At 37.7% G+C, this 15,615-nt stretch carries 15 protein-coding genes; 12 read left to right on the top strand and 3 right to left on the bottom strand.

The window, feature by feature from the left end; all coding sequences use genetic code 11:
* Positions 1-21: 21 nt before the first annotated feature.
* The 5 genes from DRF67_RS14970 to DRF67_RS14950 all read left to right on the top strand — a co-directional run bounded on the left by DRF67_RS14970 (position 22) and on the right by DRF67_RS14950 (position 7,734).
* Positions 22-849 (top strand): alpha/beta hydrolase, encoded by an 828-nt coding sequence (locus DRF67_RS14970; RefSeq protein ID WP_115929108.1) that lies wholly within the window; start codon positions 22-24, stop codon positions 847-849.
* 105 nt (positions 850-954) lie between these two features.
* Entirely contained in the window at positions 955-3,450 is a 2,496-nt protein-coding gene (gene paaZ / locus DRF67_RS14965; RefSeq protein ID WP_115929107.1) for a phenylacetic acid degradation bifunctional protein PaaZ, read from the top strand.
* 102 nt (positions 3,451-3,552) lie between these two features.
* Entirely contained in the window at positions 3,553-4,179 is a 627-nt protein-coding gene (locus DRF67_RS14960; RefSeq protein WP_115929106.1) for a transposase, read from the top strand.
* 122 nt (positions 4,180-4,301) lie between these two features.
* Complete coding sequence (locus DRF67_RS14955; RefSeq protein ID WP_115929105.1) at positions 4,302-4,997, top strand: SMUG2 DNA glycosylase family protein; 696 nt, start codon at positions 4,302-4,304, stop codon at positions 4,995-4,997.
* Positions 4,998-5,049: 52 nt separating this feature from the next.
* The gene (locus DRF67_RS14950; protein WP_115929104.1) at positions 5,050-7,734 is read left to right on the top strand and encodes a DEAD/DEAH box helicase family protein; all 2,685 of its coding nucleotides are present in this window, start codon (positions 5,050-5,052) and stop codon (positions 7,732-7,734) included.
* An 88-nt stretch (positions 7,735-7,822) separates the two neighbouring features.
* Here DRF67_RS14950 and DRF67_RS14945 read toward each other — a convergent pair whose 3' ends face one another.
* On the bottom strand, positions 7,823-8,644 hold the full coding sequence (locus tag DRF67_RS14945; RefSeq protein WP_115929103.1) for a T9SS type A sorting domain-containing protein: 822 nt from the start codon (positions 8,642-8,644) through the stop codon (positions 7,823-7,825).
* A 33-nt stretch (positions 8,645-8,677) separates the two neighbouring features.
* Positions 8,678-9,229, bottom strand: coding sequence for a phage tail protein (locus DRF67_RS14940; protein WP_115929102.1), 552 nt, complete (start codon positions 9,227-9,229; stop codon positions 8,678-8,680).
* A 249-nt stretch (positions 9,230-9,478) separates the two neighbouring features.
* Here DRF67_RS14940 and DRF67_RS14935 point away from each other — a divergent pair, with 249 nt between their 5' ends.
* Positions 9,479-10,243: an enoyl-CoA hydratase/isomerase family protein gene (locus tag DRF67_RS14935; protein WP_115929101.1), complete on the top strand. Its 765-nt coding sequence runs from the start codon at positions 9,479-9,481 to the stop codon at positions 10,241-10,243.
* A gap of 65 nt (positions 10,244-10,308) precedes the next feature.
* Here DRF67_RS14935 and DRF67_RS14930 read toward each other — a convergent pair whose 3' ends face one another.
* Positions 10,309-11,814 (bottom strand): T9SS type A sorting domain-containing protein, encoded by a 1,506-nt coding sequence (locus DRF67_RS14930; protein ID WP_115929100.1) that lies wholly within the window; start codon positions 11,812-11,814, stop codon positions 10,309-10,311.
* A gap of 179 nt (positions 11,815-11,993) precedes the next feature.
* On the opposite strand from DRF67_RS14930, the gene DRF67_RS14925 reads away from it, so the two are divergent.
* The 6 genes from DRF67_RS14925 to DRF67_RS14900 all read left to right on the top strand — a co-directional run bounded on the left by DRF67_RS14925 (position 11,994) and on the right by DRF67_RS14900 (position 15,571).
* Positions 11,994-12,611, top strand: coding sequence for a hypothetical protein (locus DRF67_RS14925; RefSeq protein ID WP_115929099.1), 618 nt, complete (start codon positions 11,994-11,996; stop codon positions 12,609-12,611).
* A gap of 63 nt (positions 12,612-12,674) precedes the next feature.
* Positions 12,675-12,965, top strand: coding sequence for a winged helix-turn-helix domain-containing protein (locus DRF67_RS14920; RefSeq protein WP_115929098.1), 291 nt, complete (start codon positions 12,675-12,677; stop codon positions 12,963-12,965).
* A 64-nt stretch (positions 12,966-13,029) separates the two neighbouring features.
* Positions 13,030-13,320: a hypothetical protein gene (locus DRF67_RS14915; protein ID WP_115929160.1), complete on the top strand. Its 291-nt coding sequence runs from the start codon at positions 13,030-13,032 to the stop codon at positions 13,318-13,320.
* 53 nt (positions 13,321-13,373) lie between these two features.
* Entirely contained in the window at positions 13,374-13,859 is a 486-nt protein-coding gene (locus tag DRF67_RS14910) for a Coq4 family protein (protein ID WP_115929097.1), read from the top strand.
* Positions 13,860-13,869: 10 nt separating this feature from the next.
* Complete coding sequence (locus tag DRF67_RS14905; protein ID WP_165851807.1) at positions 13,870-14,163, top strand: hypothetical protein; 294 nt, start codon at positions 13,870-13,872, stop codon at positions 14,161-14,163.
* 37 nt (positions 14,164-14,200) lie between these two features.
* A complete protein-coding gene (locus tag DRF67_RS14900; protein ID WP_115929095.1) occupies positions 14,201-15,571 on the top strand; it encodes a DUF4153 domain-containing protein in 1,371 nt (456 codons plus the stop codon).
* Positions 15,572-15,615 lie beyond the last annotated feature (44 nt).

The raw sequence follows: 15,615 nt of genomic DNA, 5'->3' as shown, positions 1-15,615 counted from the left end.
ACTTGAAGATAAAAATTAAATATGATTAAGAAAATTGCTCTTGTATGGAGCATAATGTTTGCGGTTAATTATATGGTTTCAGCACAGACTGTTACTACAAAACCACTTACGATAGGAGAAGTGAGGACTATTAGGTCTAAAACATTGAATGAAGAAAGAACATTAAACATCTATCTTCCTCAAAATTTTGATAAATCAAAAGCGTACCCAATCATCTATCTTTTAGATGGAAGCATAAATGAAGATTTTATTCATGTTTCGGGATTGGTGCAGTTTTTTAATCAGATGTATTCCATGCCGGAAACCATTGTGGTTGGAATAGCGAATATAGATAGAAAGAGAGATTTTACCTTTCATACAGACTTGAAGGATTTACAGAAAGATTATCCTACAACAGGACATTCTGATAAGTTTATCACTTTTTTTGAAAAAGAATTGAAGCCTTATGTGGAAAGTCAGTTTAAAACAACAGAGAAATATCTGTTCGGTCAATCTTTAGGAGGGCTTTTGGCAACAGAAATTCTTTTGAAAAAACCGGAAATGTTTAACAATTATTTCATCATCAGCCCGAGTTTATGGTGGGATGATGAAAGTCTCTTAAAGCAGGCCCCTGAATTACTTTCTAAATCTGCAGATAATAAAAAATTTGTTTATGTTTCCGTAGGAAAAGGAGAACATCCTGTAATGATAAAAGATGCTGAAGCTTTCTATGATGCTTTAAACAAAGCAGGAAAGAAAAACTGGACATTAGAATATAAAATGATGGAAACAGACAATCACGCAACGATTCTTCACAGGAGTCTGTACGAAGGCTTGGTGAAATTGTTCCCATATCAGGAGCCCAAGTAATTTTTATCTGAAAAACTGATTACAGGTTCAAACCTTATAGGTTTTTAAGACCTATAAGGTTTAGGTAAGTTTATTAAAATAATTTAAGTAAAAAGTAAAAACTATATGGAAAAGTTAAAAAACTATATCTACGGAGAATGGGTAGAAGGTACCGGAAGCGGAGTTCCTTTATACAATGCCGTTACCGGTGAACAGGTGGCTGTTTCTGATACGGAAGGGCTTAATTTTGAGCAGGCCCTGGAGTATGGAAGAACAGTAGGCTATAAAAACCTTTCTTCCATGACGTTCTATGACCGTGGGGAAATGTTGAAAAAAGTAGCACTTTATCTGCTGGAAAGAAAGAAAAAATATTACGACTTATCATATAAAACAGGAGCTACCCATGTGGATTCATGGGTGGATATTGAAGGAGGCTTTGGAACTTTCTTTACCTATTCCGGATTGGCAAAAAGAATGCTTCCCAATACTTCGTTCTGGGTAGATGGGGATACTCAGAAAATTTCAGCTAACGGAACTTTCCTGGGAACTCATATTCTAACGCCTAGTGAAGGTGTTTCTGTACAGATCAATGCCTATAACTTTCCGGTGTGGGGAATGTTGGAAAAGCTTTCTACTTCCTTATTGGCAGGTGTTCCTTCTATTGTGAAGCCATCTCCTTTCGGATCTTATCTTACCAACGCAGTATTTCAGGATATGATTGAAAGTGGAGTATTACCTGAAGGAGCAGTTCAGTTAGTTTGCGGAGAGCCAGGAAATATTTTGGATTATGTACAGGATGGAGATTCTGTATTGTTTACAGGTTCTGCCCATACAGGTAGAAAATTAAAATCTCTTCCTTCTATTGCAGGAAATGCCGTTCGTTTCAATATGGAAGCAGATTCCCTGAACTGTTCTATCCTTGGACTGGAAGCAAAACCGGGAACTCCAGAATTTGACTTATTCATCAAAGAAGTTCGTAACGAAATGACTACAAAAGCAGGACAGAAATGTACCGCGATCAGAAGAATTATCGTTCCGGAACATTTAATCGGTGACGTTCAGAATGCTTTATCTAAAGCTTTGGATCAGACTAAAATCGGAAACCCATTAAGCAGAGAAACCAAAATGGGGTCTTTGGTGGGAAGGCAGCAATATGAAGAAGTTCTGAAAAAAGTAGACCTGTTAAAAGCAGAAACAGAGCTTATATATGACGGGAAACACGAACTTGTAGATGCAGACTATGAAAACGGAGCATTTATGAGCCCGAAATTATTCCTTAATGACAGTCCTTTCGAGAAAAATATCTCTCACGATGTAGAAGCTTTCGGACCGGTATCTACATTAATGCCGTATAAAGATGCTGAAGAAGCCGCTGCCCTGGCAAAAAGAGGAAAAGGAAGTTTAGTAGGATCTATTGTTTCTCACGATGAAAACTTCATTGCAGAAACCTCCTGGAAAATGGCTTCTCAACATGGAAGAATCTTTGTGCTCAACAGAGACAATGCTAAAGAAAGTACAGGACACGGTTCGCCACTTCCAACATTGATGCATGGAGGGCCTGGTAGAGCAGGAGGTGGAGAAGAAATGGGAGGCTTGAGCGGACTTCATTTTTTCTTACAAAAAACAGCTATTCAGGGATCTCCTGATGTATTGAAAGCTATTACTAAAATTTATCAGCAAGGGGCGGAGAAGAAATTCTCAGATAAGCATCCTTTCCAGAAATATTTTGAGGAAGTTGAGGTTGGAGATTCTTTAGAAACAGCAGGTAGAACGGTTACCGATGCAGATATTGTAAACTTCTCCAATGTATCTTGGGATCATTTCTATGCTCACACTGATGCAACAAGTTTATCTGGAACGATCTTCGATAAAACAGTTGCTCACGGATATTTTATCCTTTCAGCCGCAGCAGGACTATTCGTTTCTGGTAAAAAAGGACCGGTTATTGCCAATTATGGGCTGGAAGAATGCAGTTTCTTCAAACCTGTGTACGCCGGTGATACCATCACAGTGTACTTAACTGCAAAAGAAAAGATCAACAGAGGCGTAAAGGGAAGAAACATTCCTTCCGGTGTTGTGAAATGGCTGGTTGAAGTAATTAATCAAAGAGATGAGGTCGTTTGCGTTGCTACGATTTTAACATTGGTGGCAAAACAATCTCCTTTCATTGATCTGAATGTGAAAAATGTTCAGAAAATGTTAAATGGATTAACGGAAAGTACTCCTGCGCTTTGGGGGAAAATGTCTCCACAGCAAATGATTGAGCATCTTGAGCAAGCTTTACTGGTAAGTTTGGGCGAGCCTGAGGCAGAAAAATGCTTCACTCCGGATGAACATCTTGAAAAATGGCAGGATTCATTATATAACCATAGAGCAATGCCAAAAGAATTTACGGCTCCGTTTTTACCACAGGATGGTTCACTTCCGGAACTGACCCACAAGAATCTGGAAGCTGCCAAACAGTCATTCATTGAGAACCTGAAGCGCTTTGCAATCTATTACAAAGAAAATCCACAGGCAGAACATATGAACTTTGTATTTGGAAAACTCAACAAGGAGATGTGGGAATTGATGCACAAAAAACATTTTACCCATCACTTTGAACAGTTTGGACTGATCTGATGCAAAACCAAAACCGAAACCGTGTCAAGGTTTTAAACCTTGACACGGTTTTCACGGTTTTCCGGTTTTTTTTATCTTTAAAGATAACTTAAAAACACAAAGATGTCGGATATCAGAACTACTTCAATTGAAGCGGATCGTTTTTATCATATTTACAATCGTGGTATTAACGGAGAAAATATTTTTAGATCAGACCGTAATTATTATTTCTTTCTCAATAAAGTGTCTGAATTTCTTATTCCTGTCTGTGATGTATATGCATATTGCCTGATGTCCAATCACTTTCATCTTTTAGTAAAAATAAAATCTGATTTGGAATTGGATAGCCTTGCTAAGGTTCAGTATCTTGATAAACCTGACAAAGCCGTAGCAGGTCTTCATTCTCCACAAAAAATTTTCTCAAAACAATTTGCCCGAATTTTCAATTCTTATTCCCAAGCTTTTAATAAAGAATATAAAAGACATGGCGCGCTTATTGAATCTCCCTTTAAGAGAAAATTAATTACCTCGGATACATATTTAACTAATGTGATCGTGTACATTCACCAAAACCCACTGCACCATTCCATCATGCGTGAATTTTCGAAATATAATTATTCGTCTTATCAATCCATTTTAGGTAATTCAAAAACTTTATTGAAAAGAGATGAGGTTATTAAATTATTTGATACCCGAGAAAATTTTATACGGTCGCATCAGAAGGCGGTTGATTTTGGTGAAGTGTTTTAACTCACTTTGGTCACCTTGACAAGGTTCTAAACCTTGTCAAGGTGACCAAAGTGAGCAAGAAGAAATTAATTACCTTTACCTCTAATTTGAACTTTTTATTTAAGATAAAGAATTAAAGAAAAATGAATAAAACTTTTGCTGATAAAGTGATCGAGTTCAATAAAAACCTGAGCTACCCAGGCAATCTGCCTGATGGCTTTCTGGTTCTTAACCCTTATATGGATAACCCGGAAACCATGGTGGTGATGCAGAAGTTTTATCACAAATACTATGATGATTCATCTCAGAGAAAATTCATGATAGGGATCAATCCAAGCCGTCATGGAGCAGGGGTAACAGGAGTTCCGTTTACTGATACCAAAAGACTGGAAAGCATTTGTGGAATAAAAATGGAGTCTGCCCGTACCCATGAAGTTTCTTCCGTTTTCATGTATGATATGATTGAAGAGTATGGAGGAGCAGAACTATTTTATAAGGATATTTATATCAATTCTCCATTTCCACTGGCCATTGTAAGACGAACAAAGAACGGTTGGCTCAATGCCAATTATTATGATGATAAAGAAGTTTTTGAGGCTGTGAAAGGCTTTATGATTGAATCTTTAAAAAAACATATCAGTCTTAATCTGGATACCTCAGAGGTATTTATCCTGGGAAAAAAGAATGCTGACTTTATTACAAAGCTGAACAAGGAAGTCAAAATGTTTGATACTATGACCGTCCTGGAGCATCCGAGGTATATTCAGCAATACAAATCGAAGGAAAAACAGCTTTATATAGACAAATATATTTTAGCATTGAAAAATAAGACTGTTTAATACCATAGGCTTGCATAGCTTTGGTCATCTTGTTTTTTATTAAATTAGGCTTATGAATGTTTTTCCTGAAAACGCAATCTTCAAATACAACTGGCGAACATACCAAAAAAAATTTCTGGATAATCTGGATGAGTATCTAACGAATAATCATCTGCACGTTTCGGCGCCGCCTGGATCGGGAAAAACGGTACTTGGGCTCGAAGTGATGCTTAGATTAGGTAAACCCGCACTGATTGTCACCCCAACACTTGCTATTAAAAACCAATGGATACAACGGTTTTGTGAGCTTTTCCTAGATACGAATACCGTTCCCGAATGGATTTCGTCGGATATTAAAAACCCTGGGATAATAACCGTGACGACTTATCAGGGGATTCATGCTGCGGCCGGTACAGATGACGAAGAAGAGGAAACAACAAAGAAATCATCAAAAATTACAATCTCAGAGATTATAAAGAAACTAGAGAAGAAAAATGTAGGAACCCTGATCCTTGATGAGGCTCATCACTTAAAAAATGCGTGGTGGCGAAGTTTAATAGATTTGAAGGACAGAATTGGGCCTACCGTTGTATCCCTTACCGCAACACCACCTTTTGACGTTTCGGGATATGAGTGGCAGAAATATATCCAATTGAATGGACCTATCGATGCGGAAATCTCTGTACCAGAACTGATGATAGAAGGTGACCTTTGTCCCCATCAGGATCTGGTTTATTTTAGTCTGCCATCACAGGAAGAACAGAAAGAAATTGAATACTATTACGCGCAGGCCGCCGGTTTCTTTGAAGAACTCAAAAACGATCCTATTATTCAGCTTGCGATCCTAGGGCATCCGGTTTATCAAAAGCCAATGCAGCATCTGGATTGGATCTACGAAAACATATCCTCCTATACTTCAGGTTTGGTATACCTCAATTTCAGAGGACACGAGATCCCGGATGTTCATTTTGAAATCATTGGTGACCAGCAAAGGTATATACCTGAATTTGACTATTTCTGGATGGAAGAGCTTCTTGATTTTTATCTTCTCATAGATGATATTAATTTTAAAGAATATGAAGAGCACCGAACAGGTCTGCGCAACAGGCTCAAAAGAAATGGGTTTATCGAAAAAAAAACTTTAAGTTTTTTTCATAGTAAAAATTTAAATCAGATCCTGAATTCCAGTATTGGAAAGCTTCAGGGAATACAGGAAATTGCAGATTTTGAATTTTCTGTTCTTAAGGAAAGCCTCAGAATGGTCATTCTTACCGATTATATCAAGAAAGAATATCTGAGTAATGGAACTGAGAATTATTTACATCTTGATAAAATAGGAGCTGTCCCCATATTTGAAAAATTGAGAAGAGATAATTCTCAACATAAAAAAATAGCAGTTCTTACAGGCAGTCTTGTTATTATCCCTGTCAGTGCGAAAGATAGCTTTGATGAATGCTGTGCGGGAAAAAGCCTATATGGGATCTCGATGGCTCCGCTCCCGTATGATGAAAAATATTTGCTCATCAACCTTACCGATCAGATCAGACAAGCTATTGTAGAGATCATGACAACAGTTTTTCAGAACGGGGAAATTCACATTATGATTGGTACAAAGTCTCTGTTGGGAGAAGGCTGGGATGCCCCAAAGATGAACGCCTTAATTTTGGCAAGCTTTGTAAGTTCTTTTGTCCTTTCTAACCAGATCAGAGGAAGGGTGATAAGAACAGATAAAGACCATGCCGGTAAAACGGGAAATATATGGCATCTGGTGTGCTTCAACTCCCAGGATGCAGATGGAGGACATGATTTGAACATCATGAAAAGAAGATTCAAAACATTTGTGGGCATTTCAAATAATGATGTTCCTTCCATTGAGAATAATTTTGAAAGGCTCCATTCAGGAATCATAGAAAATATAGATGAGGTATCAGCTGTAAACAAGTCATTCTTTGAGCTGGCAAAAAATAGGGACAAACTAGCCCAAAGATGGAAAACTGCTTTGGATCAGGGGAATATTCTGGTGGAAGAAATTGAAATTCCCCAGAATAATATGACTGCCATGAGAGAAATGAAAATGGACTATCTAAGCAGAATGACAGCAGATACCACCAAAGTTATCATATCTTCTGTATTATTATTTGGGCAGGATCTTTTGTGGGGAGTATTGAGGAATATAAGGTCTATCAATTCTGTAAAAACATTATCGGTATTCCTATCGCTTTTCGGAATTGCAGGTGTTATACTATATGGTGGGAAACTGTACCGATCCGTAAAACTTTATGTCAGGTGCAAAGATATGGCCAGGCAGGTTCACTCACTTGCCAAGGTTGTTCTGCACGGTCTTGTACATGAAAAAGTAATCCGGACCTCTTTTGAAAAACTCAGCATAGTAAGCTCTTCAGATAAAGATCAACATGCATTTTGCTATCTGAAAGGTGGAAGCCGGTATGAAAATGCTCAATTTATACAAACCCTACAGGAACTCGTTTCTCAGATTGATAACCCCAGATATTTACTGAAGCATAAAAGAAGTTTTTTCTTCCTTAAAAAAGATCTTTATTACCCTGTTCCTGAAATTTTTGCGAAAAATAAAAAAAATGCAGAATTTTTTAAGAAAAGCTGGGATCAAATGCTTGGAAGATCAGAACTGGTTTTTACCAGAACCATTGAAGGCCGCAACATTTTGCTGAAGCTGAGATTTCAGTCTTTATTGAAGAGAAACGGACGAATAGAACATCTGCATAAATGGACCAGATAAAAAAGATCCCTTGATTGTAAAACCAAGGGATGGATCATTTATGAATTAGAATCTTTGTGGGAATAAGTATTGAGGGGATACTTCTGACTTAATTTTTAATAATCTTTGTGGATTCTGAAGGCGTTTTAATATAATACATACCTTTTGGAAATTCTGAAATATTTACTTCGTTGATTCCTTTTTGGGTTTGAATACTCTTCAGGAGTTTACCTTCCTGGCTGTAAATATGTACCTCCACAGCTTTCCCTGTTTTAATAGAAAGGGGACCATGGGTCGGATTGGGATAAATACCCATTTCTTTTGAGGCGGTTGCAGTTTCAGCGGTGCCCAGAACAATATTACTGTCTTTTACCCATGTGAATGCATCAAACCCCATATATCTGAATCCTCCGTTTGCGGTGATTTGCAGCTCATCAATAACAATGTTTGAGTAATTCTGGCCATTGAGATTCGTCAGATCGATCAGTGTATATCCGTTAGTGGGAGTGATGGACGTTACAAATCCAGTCATTTTTGTTTGGGTAAATTTAGTGACACCGTTCAATTTACCGGTAATTGTAAGAGTTCCAGTTACGTTCAGGTCAAGATTAAGGGCCGAAAGGTAGACCCAGAACCGGTTTACTTTAAACAAATTGGAAGTGGTTCTGATACTGAATGAAGGAGGGAACGACTGGTCGTTTGAATTATCAATATACCTGTTGTCTGTAGTCATTCCATTCCAGCCTGTCGCTGGATAATTCGCCTGGATATCAAACGTTCCCACATGGGAAATAATATTAAAGATCACGCCGTTGTCAGTGAAACTAGCGCTTCCGTGTGATTCTGTTTCAAATTGCTCTGTACTCGTCTGCCCGAATGAAAAAATTGAAATGAGCAGACTACAGATGGTAAAAAAAGTAGTGCTTTTCATGATTTTTATTTTAAATAGTGGTTATGGTATGAATTAGCTTCGCGGAGGATAGATCCCCTCTACACAGATGATGTAATTTAATCCCAGGTAAGGAGGCATATTGTTCACCGGCAAATTTTGTCCGGTAAAAGAAATACTCTGTCCGTTAATCATGGTGTCAGGATTGGCGTTGTTCACAAAACTTGGAACAGCAGTAAAGTCCCTTCCGATCTGGTTTCCCGAAATAGCAATAGATGAAGCTGCTGTAGGAGTGGATGTATTGGCATTTTTGTTCGCGACTTTCAGTTGAAAACCACCTGCGATGCTAGGAAGGTTTGATGAGAGAAGTGTGTTTTGAGTAGTTCCCGAAACTATTCCCAAAGGATAATACTCATTGGCATTTACATTTCCAGCTCCCAAAGCCATACGTCCTTTCAGATTAGGCAAGGCAAAAGTGGTGATGCCGTCTCCGCCATAGGTGGTTCCTAGAATAGAAAATAAAGCGCTGTTTTGCGAGATTCTCAATAAACTTCCGTCACAGAACATCCAGCCTTTCGGTGCAAAATTCCCGGCAAATAACTTGACAATTCCAATATATTCTTCCATAGTATTAATTTTTTAGTTAGTTTTTTTGTTTTTACAGGTTTTTCGGAGATTGCCTGTAGTCGTTGATTGTTGAGGTCAAAGGAACGATTAATAAAAGCCGGGTACTAGAGTAGAAAATACCAAATTGAATACTCCGTATTTCTACGGACTATGAGTTTCAAAAAGCTGAAAGAGATAGAAATTATCACCTTTATTATTCTCTGAAAGCGCTGTATTTCGTATTTTTGTAAGAATCCAATAAAAATAAAAATGAACGAATTTGTAGCATCAGAAATTAAAAATAATATTGCCGAAATTACATTCGGAACTCCTAAAAGTAATTCTCTTCCCGGAGCGATACTGGAAAAACTGGCTCAAACTATTTTGGAAGAAGGAGCCAAGAATGAGGTAAAAGCCATTTTAGTGAAAAGTGAAGGTGAAAAAGCATTTTGTGCAGGGGCAAGCTTTGATGAACTTTTGGCTATTGAAGAATTAGACGCTTCAACTAAGTTCTTTGGTGGTTTTGCTAAGGTTTTAAATGCCATGAGAAACTGCGGAAAGATTGTTGTGGTAAGAGTTCAGGGAAAAACAACTGGCGGGGGAGTAGGTATTGCATGCGGTGCTGATTACTGCTTTGCTACAAAAGATTCCGCGTTAGCGCTTACGGAAATTAACTTAGGAATCGGACCTTTTGTAATCGGACCTTATGTAGAAAGAAAGATTGGAAAATCTCAGTTTTCCGCGATGGCTATCGATGCAGATTTCAGATCGGCAGATTGGGCAGAGCAGCACAATATTTATCATTCCGTATCAGACAATATTCAGGAAATGGATCAGAAACTAGAAAAGTTTATGCAGACATTGGCCTCCAGAAGCAGTGAAGCTTTAGCATTGATTAAAAAAGTTTCATGGGAAGGAACAGATCACTTCAGTGAACTGATGCCTGCAAGAATCCATATGAGTGCCAGTCTTATTCTGGAAGACTCTGCAAAGAAGAATATCGGAGCAATCAAAGAAAGGTTGAGAGCAAAATAAAGCTTATTTGTTTTAATACTAAAGCCGCTGAAATGTTCAGCGGCTTTAGTATTTCACACGGTATTTTATTTTTTGATCACCTTAAATGTTTTTTCTTCTTTGGCGGTTTTCACTTTCAGGAAATAATTTCCTGCCGGAATACTATAGACCTCTAATTTCGTTGTTTTTTCACTTTTGAAAATATTCTGGCCTAAATTGTTCGTTAATTCTAATGTCAGAACATCATCTTTTGATTTCACCAGGAAATAGTCCTGTGTAGGATTGGGGTACACTGATATATTTTCCACATCCGCAGATACATCTGAAACTGATAAGTTGACCTGTGAAATTCCCAAACGAAGAGCAAACATGGTGAAATTAGGTAGATTAGCATGACCCGCTACAACCATCTTTCCGTCAGGCGCAAAGCTCATCGTATTCAGCGATTTATACTCCGAAGGATATACTCTTGACGTGGTGTCATATCTGCCATTTGTTCCAAAGGTCGTATCAAACGATCCGTCCTCATTTAAACGCATAATTCTTTTAAAATGATAATAATTGTTGTATGTGAAGTTGGACCCGCTAACGTAAATCTTGTTTTGTGAATCTATTTTAATAGAGGAGTAATAATTATATCCAAAAGGTACCGAGCCTGTGTTGTTAAACATCGTGTCCAATGTTCCGTCAATATTGAACTGGAGAAGATAAAACATTGAGGTAGGACCAATACTTGTGGTGGATGCATAAGGTTTCTCACCAAGGACCAAAATTTTTCCGGAAGCGGTAAAAGCAATGTCACGGACTTCTCTTGCATCTTGACTGTACAGAAGAAGTCCGTTATTTCCAAAGCTGGTATCTTTTGTTCCATTTGAATGATAGCGTGCTAAAAAAAGCTGGTTGGTTTCCGGATAGCTTGAATTTGAAACCGCTGCTCCACCAACGATGATCTTTCCGTCCGGTTGTCTCGTCATCGCATTACCAATGATCTTGGTAAACCCAATATTGATAGCTGATTCCCCTGCTACCCCGAATGTAGTGTCAATTTGACCATCGGAATTCATCTTGATGAGTTTTGCACTCCAGTCACTAATGGCGAATCCAACAATACTCCCGTCCTGTAATATTTCTATCTTTCTGACGGTTATACTACTGACATTTGTTTTACCCTGGGTACCGAAACTATTATCGAAAGTTCCATCCGGAAGTAATCTGCCAATAAATGCTGAATAGCCCCAGGCTCCTGCGATGATCATTTTTCCGTCAGATAGTATCTTTATATCAGAAATACTTCCTCCCGGACCATTCACATCATAGAGTAAGCCGTTGATCCCAAAGGTAGGATCTGGAGTGCCGTTTTCATTATACCGGGCAATTAAGGGCGAAGACTTTGTAATAGGATCATTCATATGCGTAGATCCTCCTATCAATACCTTTTTGTCTGGTTGAACAGCCGTACATCCAATGTAGTTATTATTCCAGATACTAAGATTTACCCGACCATAACCATTAAAGGAGGTATCCATATAAGGAAGGGTTTGCGCCGTAAAACCTAACGGCAGCAGAAGCAAAAGAGATATTATTTTTCTCATAGTTTTAGTTTTCGGTTATTGTTTTTTACGGTCAGCACTTGACCCTGATGAATGCGAATTAATGATTTTTACGGGTATAAAACAAGAATTTTAGCCTTATTAACCTTTCATTGATTTTTTGACAAAAAAAGTTTTGCAGATTAAAAATTAATTTTAACTTTGTATTTCAAAGTTCTTTTATGGATACAAAAAATTATCACGAAGATTTATCCCATATCCGTTCCATGATGGAGCGGTCTTCCAGATTCATTTCTTTGAGTGGACTTTCCGGGGTTGTCGCCGGTCTTGCAGCACTTATAGGAGCCACATATGTCTATTTTGTACTAAAAAGAGAAGGAATAGATTATTTTGAAGGTGGACGGAATTTCTTTGCTCCGGCCTTGGTATGGGAACTGGTCCTGACAGGAGTAGTTATTCTTGTTGTTGCTGTCCTTAGCGGATATATTTTTACTGCCCATAAAAGCAGAAAGAAAGGACTTAAAATATGGGATGCCACCACAAAACGTCTGTTAGCCACTTTTATGATTCCTTTGATAACCGGCGGAGTCTTTTGTTTAGCCTTACTTTTCCACCACCTATTTGTATGGATTGCCCCTACAACCCTTATTTTTTATGGCCTGGCACTCGTGAATGCTGAAAAATATACTTTGACGGATGTCAAATATCTAGGATACTGCCAGATTGTATTAGGATTGTTTTCCCTGTTTTTCCTGGGGTGGGGACTGGTCTTCTGGGCCATAGGATTTGGGGTCCTGCATATTGTTTATGGACTCATTATGCACCGGAAATATAAATAAAAAACTAACTTTGCAGTTCTTTAAGGTACTATTTTCCTGAGATCTGCTGCCTATTATCCTATTATGATCAAAATCAGCCAACTTAATAAAGAATTCGAAAGCCGTGTAAGACTGGGCATTATGTCCGTTCTTATGGTCAACGACTGGGTTGATTTTTCTGAAATGAAAGCTTTACTTGAAATCACAGACGGCAATCTGTCCAGTCACAGCAATGCGTTGGAAAAGGCAGGATACATAGAGGTGAAGAAAGAGTTTGTGGGAAAGAAACCTAAAACCTCTTATCGTGTAACACAGAACGGGAGAAAGGCATTTACCGAACATTTGGATGCTCTTGAAAAATTATTGGGACGATAGTTCTATATTTTTTTAAAAATAAACTTTGAATTACAAAGTGCTTTATATAGTAAAAATTAAAAAAATGATGACACACAAACAAAAAACGCTCACCATCTATGCCCTTCCATTGGTTGCATTGTGTATCCCGTTGATGGGGAATCTATTGTCCAAGGAAGTAAACTGGTCAGCTTCAGATTTTCTGATTGCAGGAATCTTACTGTTTACAACAGCTTTTCTCATCAACCTGGTCAGAAATACAATTAGAAAACAGAGACAGAAAGTTATGATCTGCATTTTCATTGTGCTGGCTCTCGCATTGATCTGGATCGAACTGGCAGTAGGAATTTTTGGAAGCCCATGGGCAGGTAATTAAATGAGACATTCAAAAATAGTAATTCTAAACAAGGTCATATAAATTAATATAGTATGAAAAAAATACGCGTTCAGTTTCTGCTTTTTGTATACGATAAAACTCAAAAACTATATAGAAAATATTTTAAAAAGAAAAAGAGACAATGGCAGTTCAATGAAAAACAGCTGCTGGAGTTTCAGGAAGATTCTTTAGGAAGAAAGCTTGGAGAGTTTTACAGAAAACACGGGTTTTCAATGATTCCCAAAATGGAAAACCATGATGTACATCATCTGATTACAGGCTGCGGAACCAATTTCGAAGATGAGATTGCCATGCAGTATCTTTTACTGGGAAATGGGAAACTCAATGCTCATCTCCTTGCAGCAATCCTTCTGGGAACAATCATTCTTCCTGAGTATGGGAAAATTTATATCAAAGCCTATCGAAAAGGACAAAGAATGAAAGCTTTCCATCACTGGGACTTTGAGGAATTGCTTTGGCAGAACTTTGAACATTTGAAAGAATTTATTCAGCAAAAAGATATCGTCGTACTTCACTAAAATCAAAATGATGAGAACAATACAATTCAGTCCGTTAGGGAGAAGAACATTTCTTACTTCTTTTCTGTTGGGAACGTTTTTGCTGATTACATTTTGGATGACCAAAGAAGATTGGCTTTTAATTTCTGGATTTTACTATGTTATGATCACAGCCGTAGTTAATATGCTGATTCTTCTGTACGAGCTTATTGAGTACCTGAATGATGTCTCCGGGAAAAAACAGTCGGGAAACTCTGTACTCCTGCTTCTTGTAAATATTCCGGTGAGTATAGGGTATTTCTATATATTCATGAATATAGTGTAACGCGTATTAACCGTTTAACCACTTAATTTTTAATGCTATGAAAACACATCAATATATATTTCTTACAGCCTCTTTATTTGTCATTTTATTTTATGATCAGGAAATGGGGCTGAACCTTGGTATCCTGGGAATTGTTTATGCAGTATTAACCTTATTCAAAACATCTACAAAAAACAGAACGAAAGCCTTGTATATTTTGACAGGAACAAGTATTCTTTCCAGTATAGCGTTTGCATATTATGGGGATTTTTCTTCTTTTCTTGCTGTTGTAAGCTCGCTCCTTTTGCTGGCTTTTAAATCTAAAAACAGAAGAATGAAGATTCTTTTTCTGATCCCTGTTTTTATAGTGAACAGTTGTACCTCATTCTGCCGTTTTTTTAATCTTGATGAATGGCTTCCAAAAAGGAATATCCCCGGATTATGGCAGAAAACATTCGCGTTCGTTGTCATACCACTGGTTCTGGTATCTGTGTTCTTTGGGATTTACTCAGTAGGAAGTGACCATTTTGCAGCTCTCTTTACAGATTATGAGCTGGATATTAATCTTTGGCAAATCTTCTGTCTTTCCGTTTTAGGTTTTTTTATTGCTTTCAATTATTGGAACTATGCCGTGGAAAAGCTCATTTACAAGGCCAATCATGTGCTGGATAATGAATTTCGCAAAGATTCCCGGGTACCCAAGGCTACCTATTCTTTCCTGGATCTGGAGATAGAAAGAATGAGTGGTGTTATATCTTTCATTTCGCTGAATATCCTGCTTGTCTTTTTTATCATTACATACAATTATGAGCAGTTCTATGAAGTTTCGAAGACCCCTGGACAGCTGTCTGCGGAAACCCATGAAAGAGTAAATGCTGTCATCATATCAATTATAATGGCAATCCTTGTGATTATGTTTTACTTTAAAGCCGGTTTTAATTTTGACTCCAAAGCGGGGCTAATGAAAACTTTAGCTGTGATCTGGATTTTTCTCAATGCTGTCCTTGTCCTTTCGGCAGCCGTGAAAAACTACGAGTACATTATAAACTACGGATTTACTTACAAAAGACTGGGGGTAATGGCATTTCTGATTCTATCATTAACAGGCCTGATACTCACTTTTATAAAAATCCGTAAGAAAAAAAGAAATGCATTCCTACTCAATACCATGGCCTGGTATGTCTATGGGACGATTCTGGTTTGCAGCTATGTGAACTGGGGTGGTTTTATTACTTCCCAAAATATGAACCGAAAGGATTTTGTTGTCAATTATCACTTAACTTCTATCAGTTTCAATGAAAAAGTGCTGCTGAAATATGCAGATGAAAAAAATGACAGGAAACTTGAAAAGACTATACGGAACAAAGTGAGAAGCGAAACTTCCAAAACATTCCTTTCAAAGATTATCTATTATCACACCATACAATAAAACATCATGAAAGGATTGATTGAATCTCCAAGATTTAAAATTCA

It is taken from the genome of Chryseobacterium pennipullorum (genome assembly GCF_003384725.1).
GTDB classification, from domain to species: domain Bacteria; phylum Bacteroidota; class Bacteroidia; order Flavobacteriales; family Weeksellaceae; genus Chryseobacterium; species Chryseobacterium pennipullorum.
The sequence above is the reverse complement of the archived record's forward strand: the minus strand, read 5'-3'. Positions and strand labels throughout refer to the sequence as shown.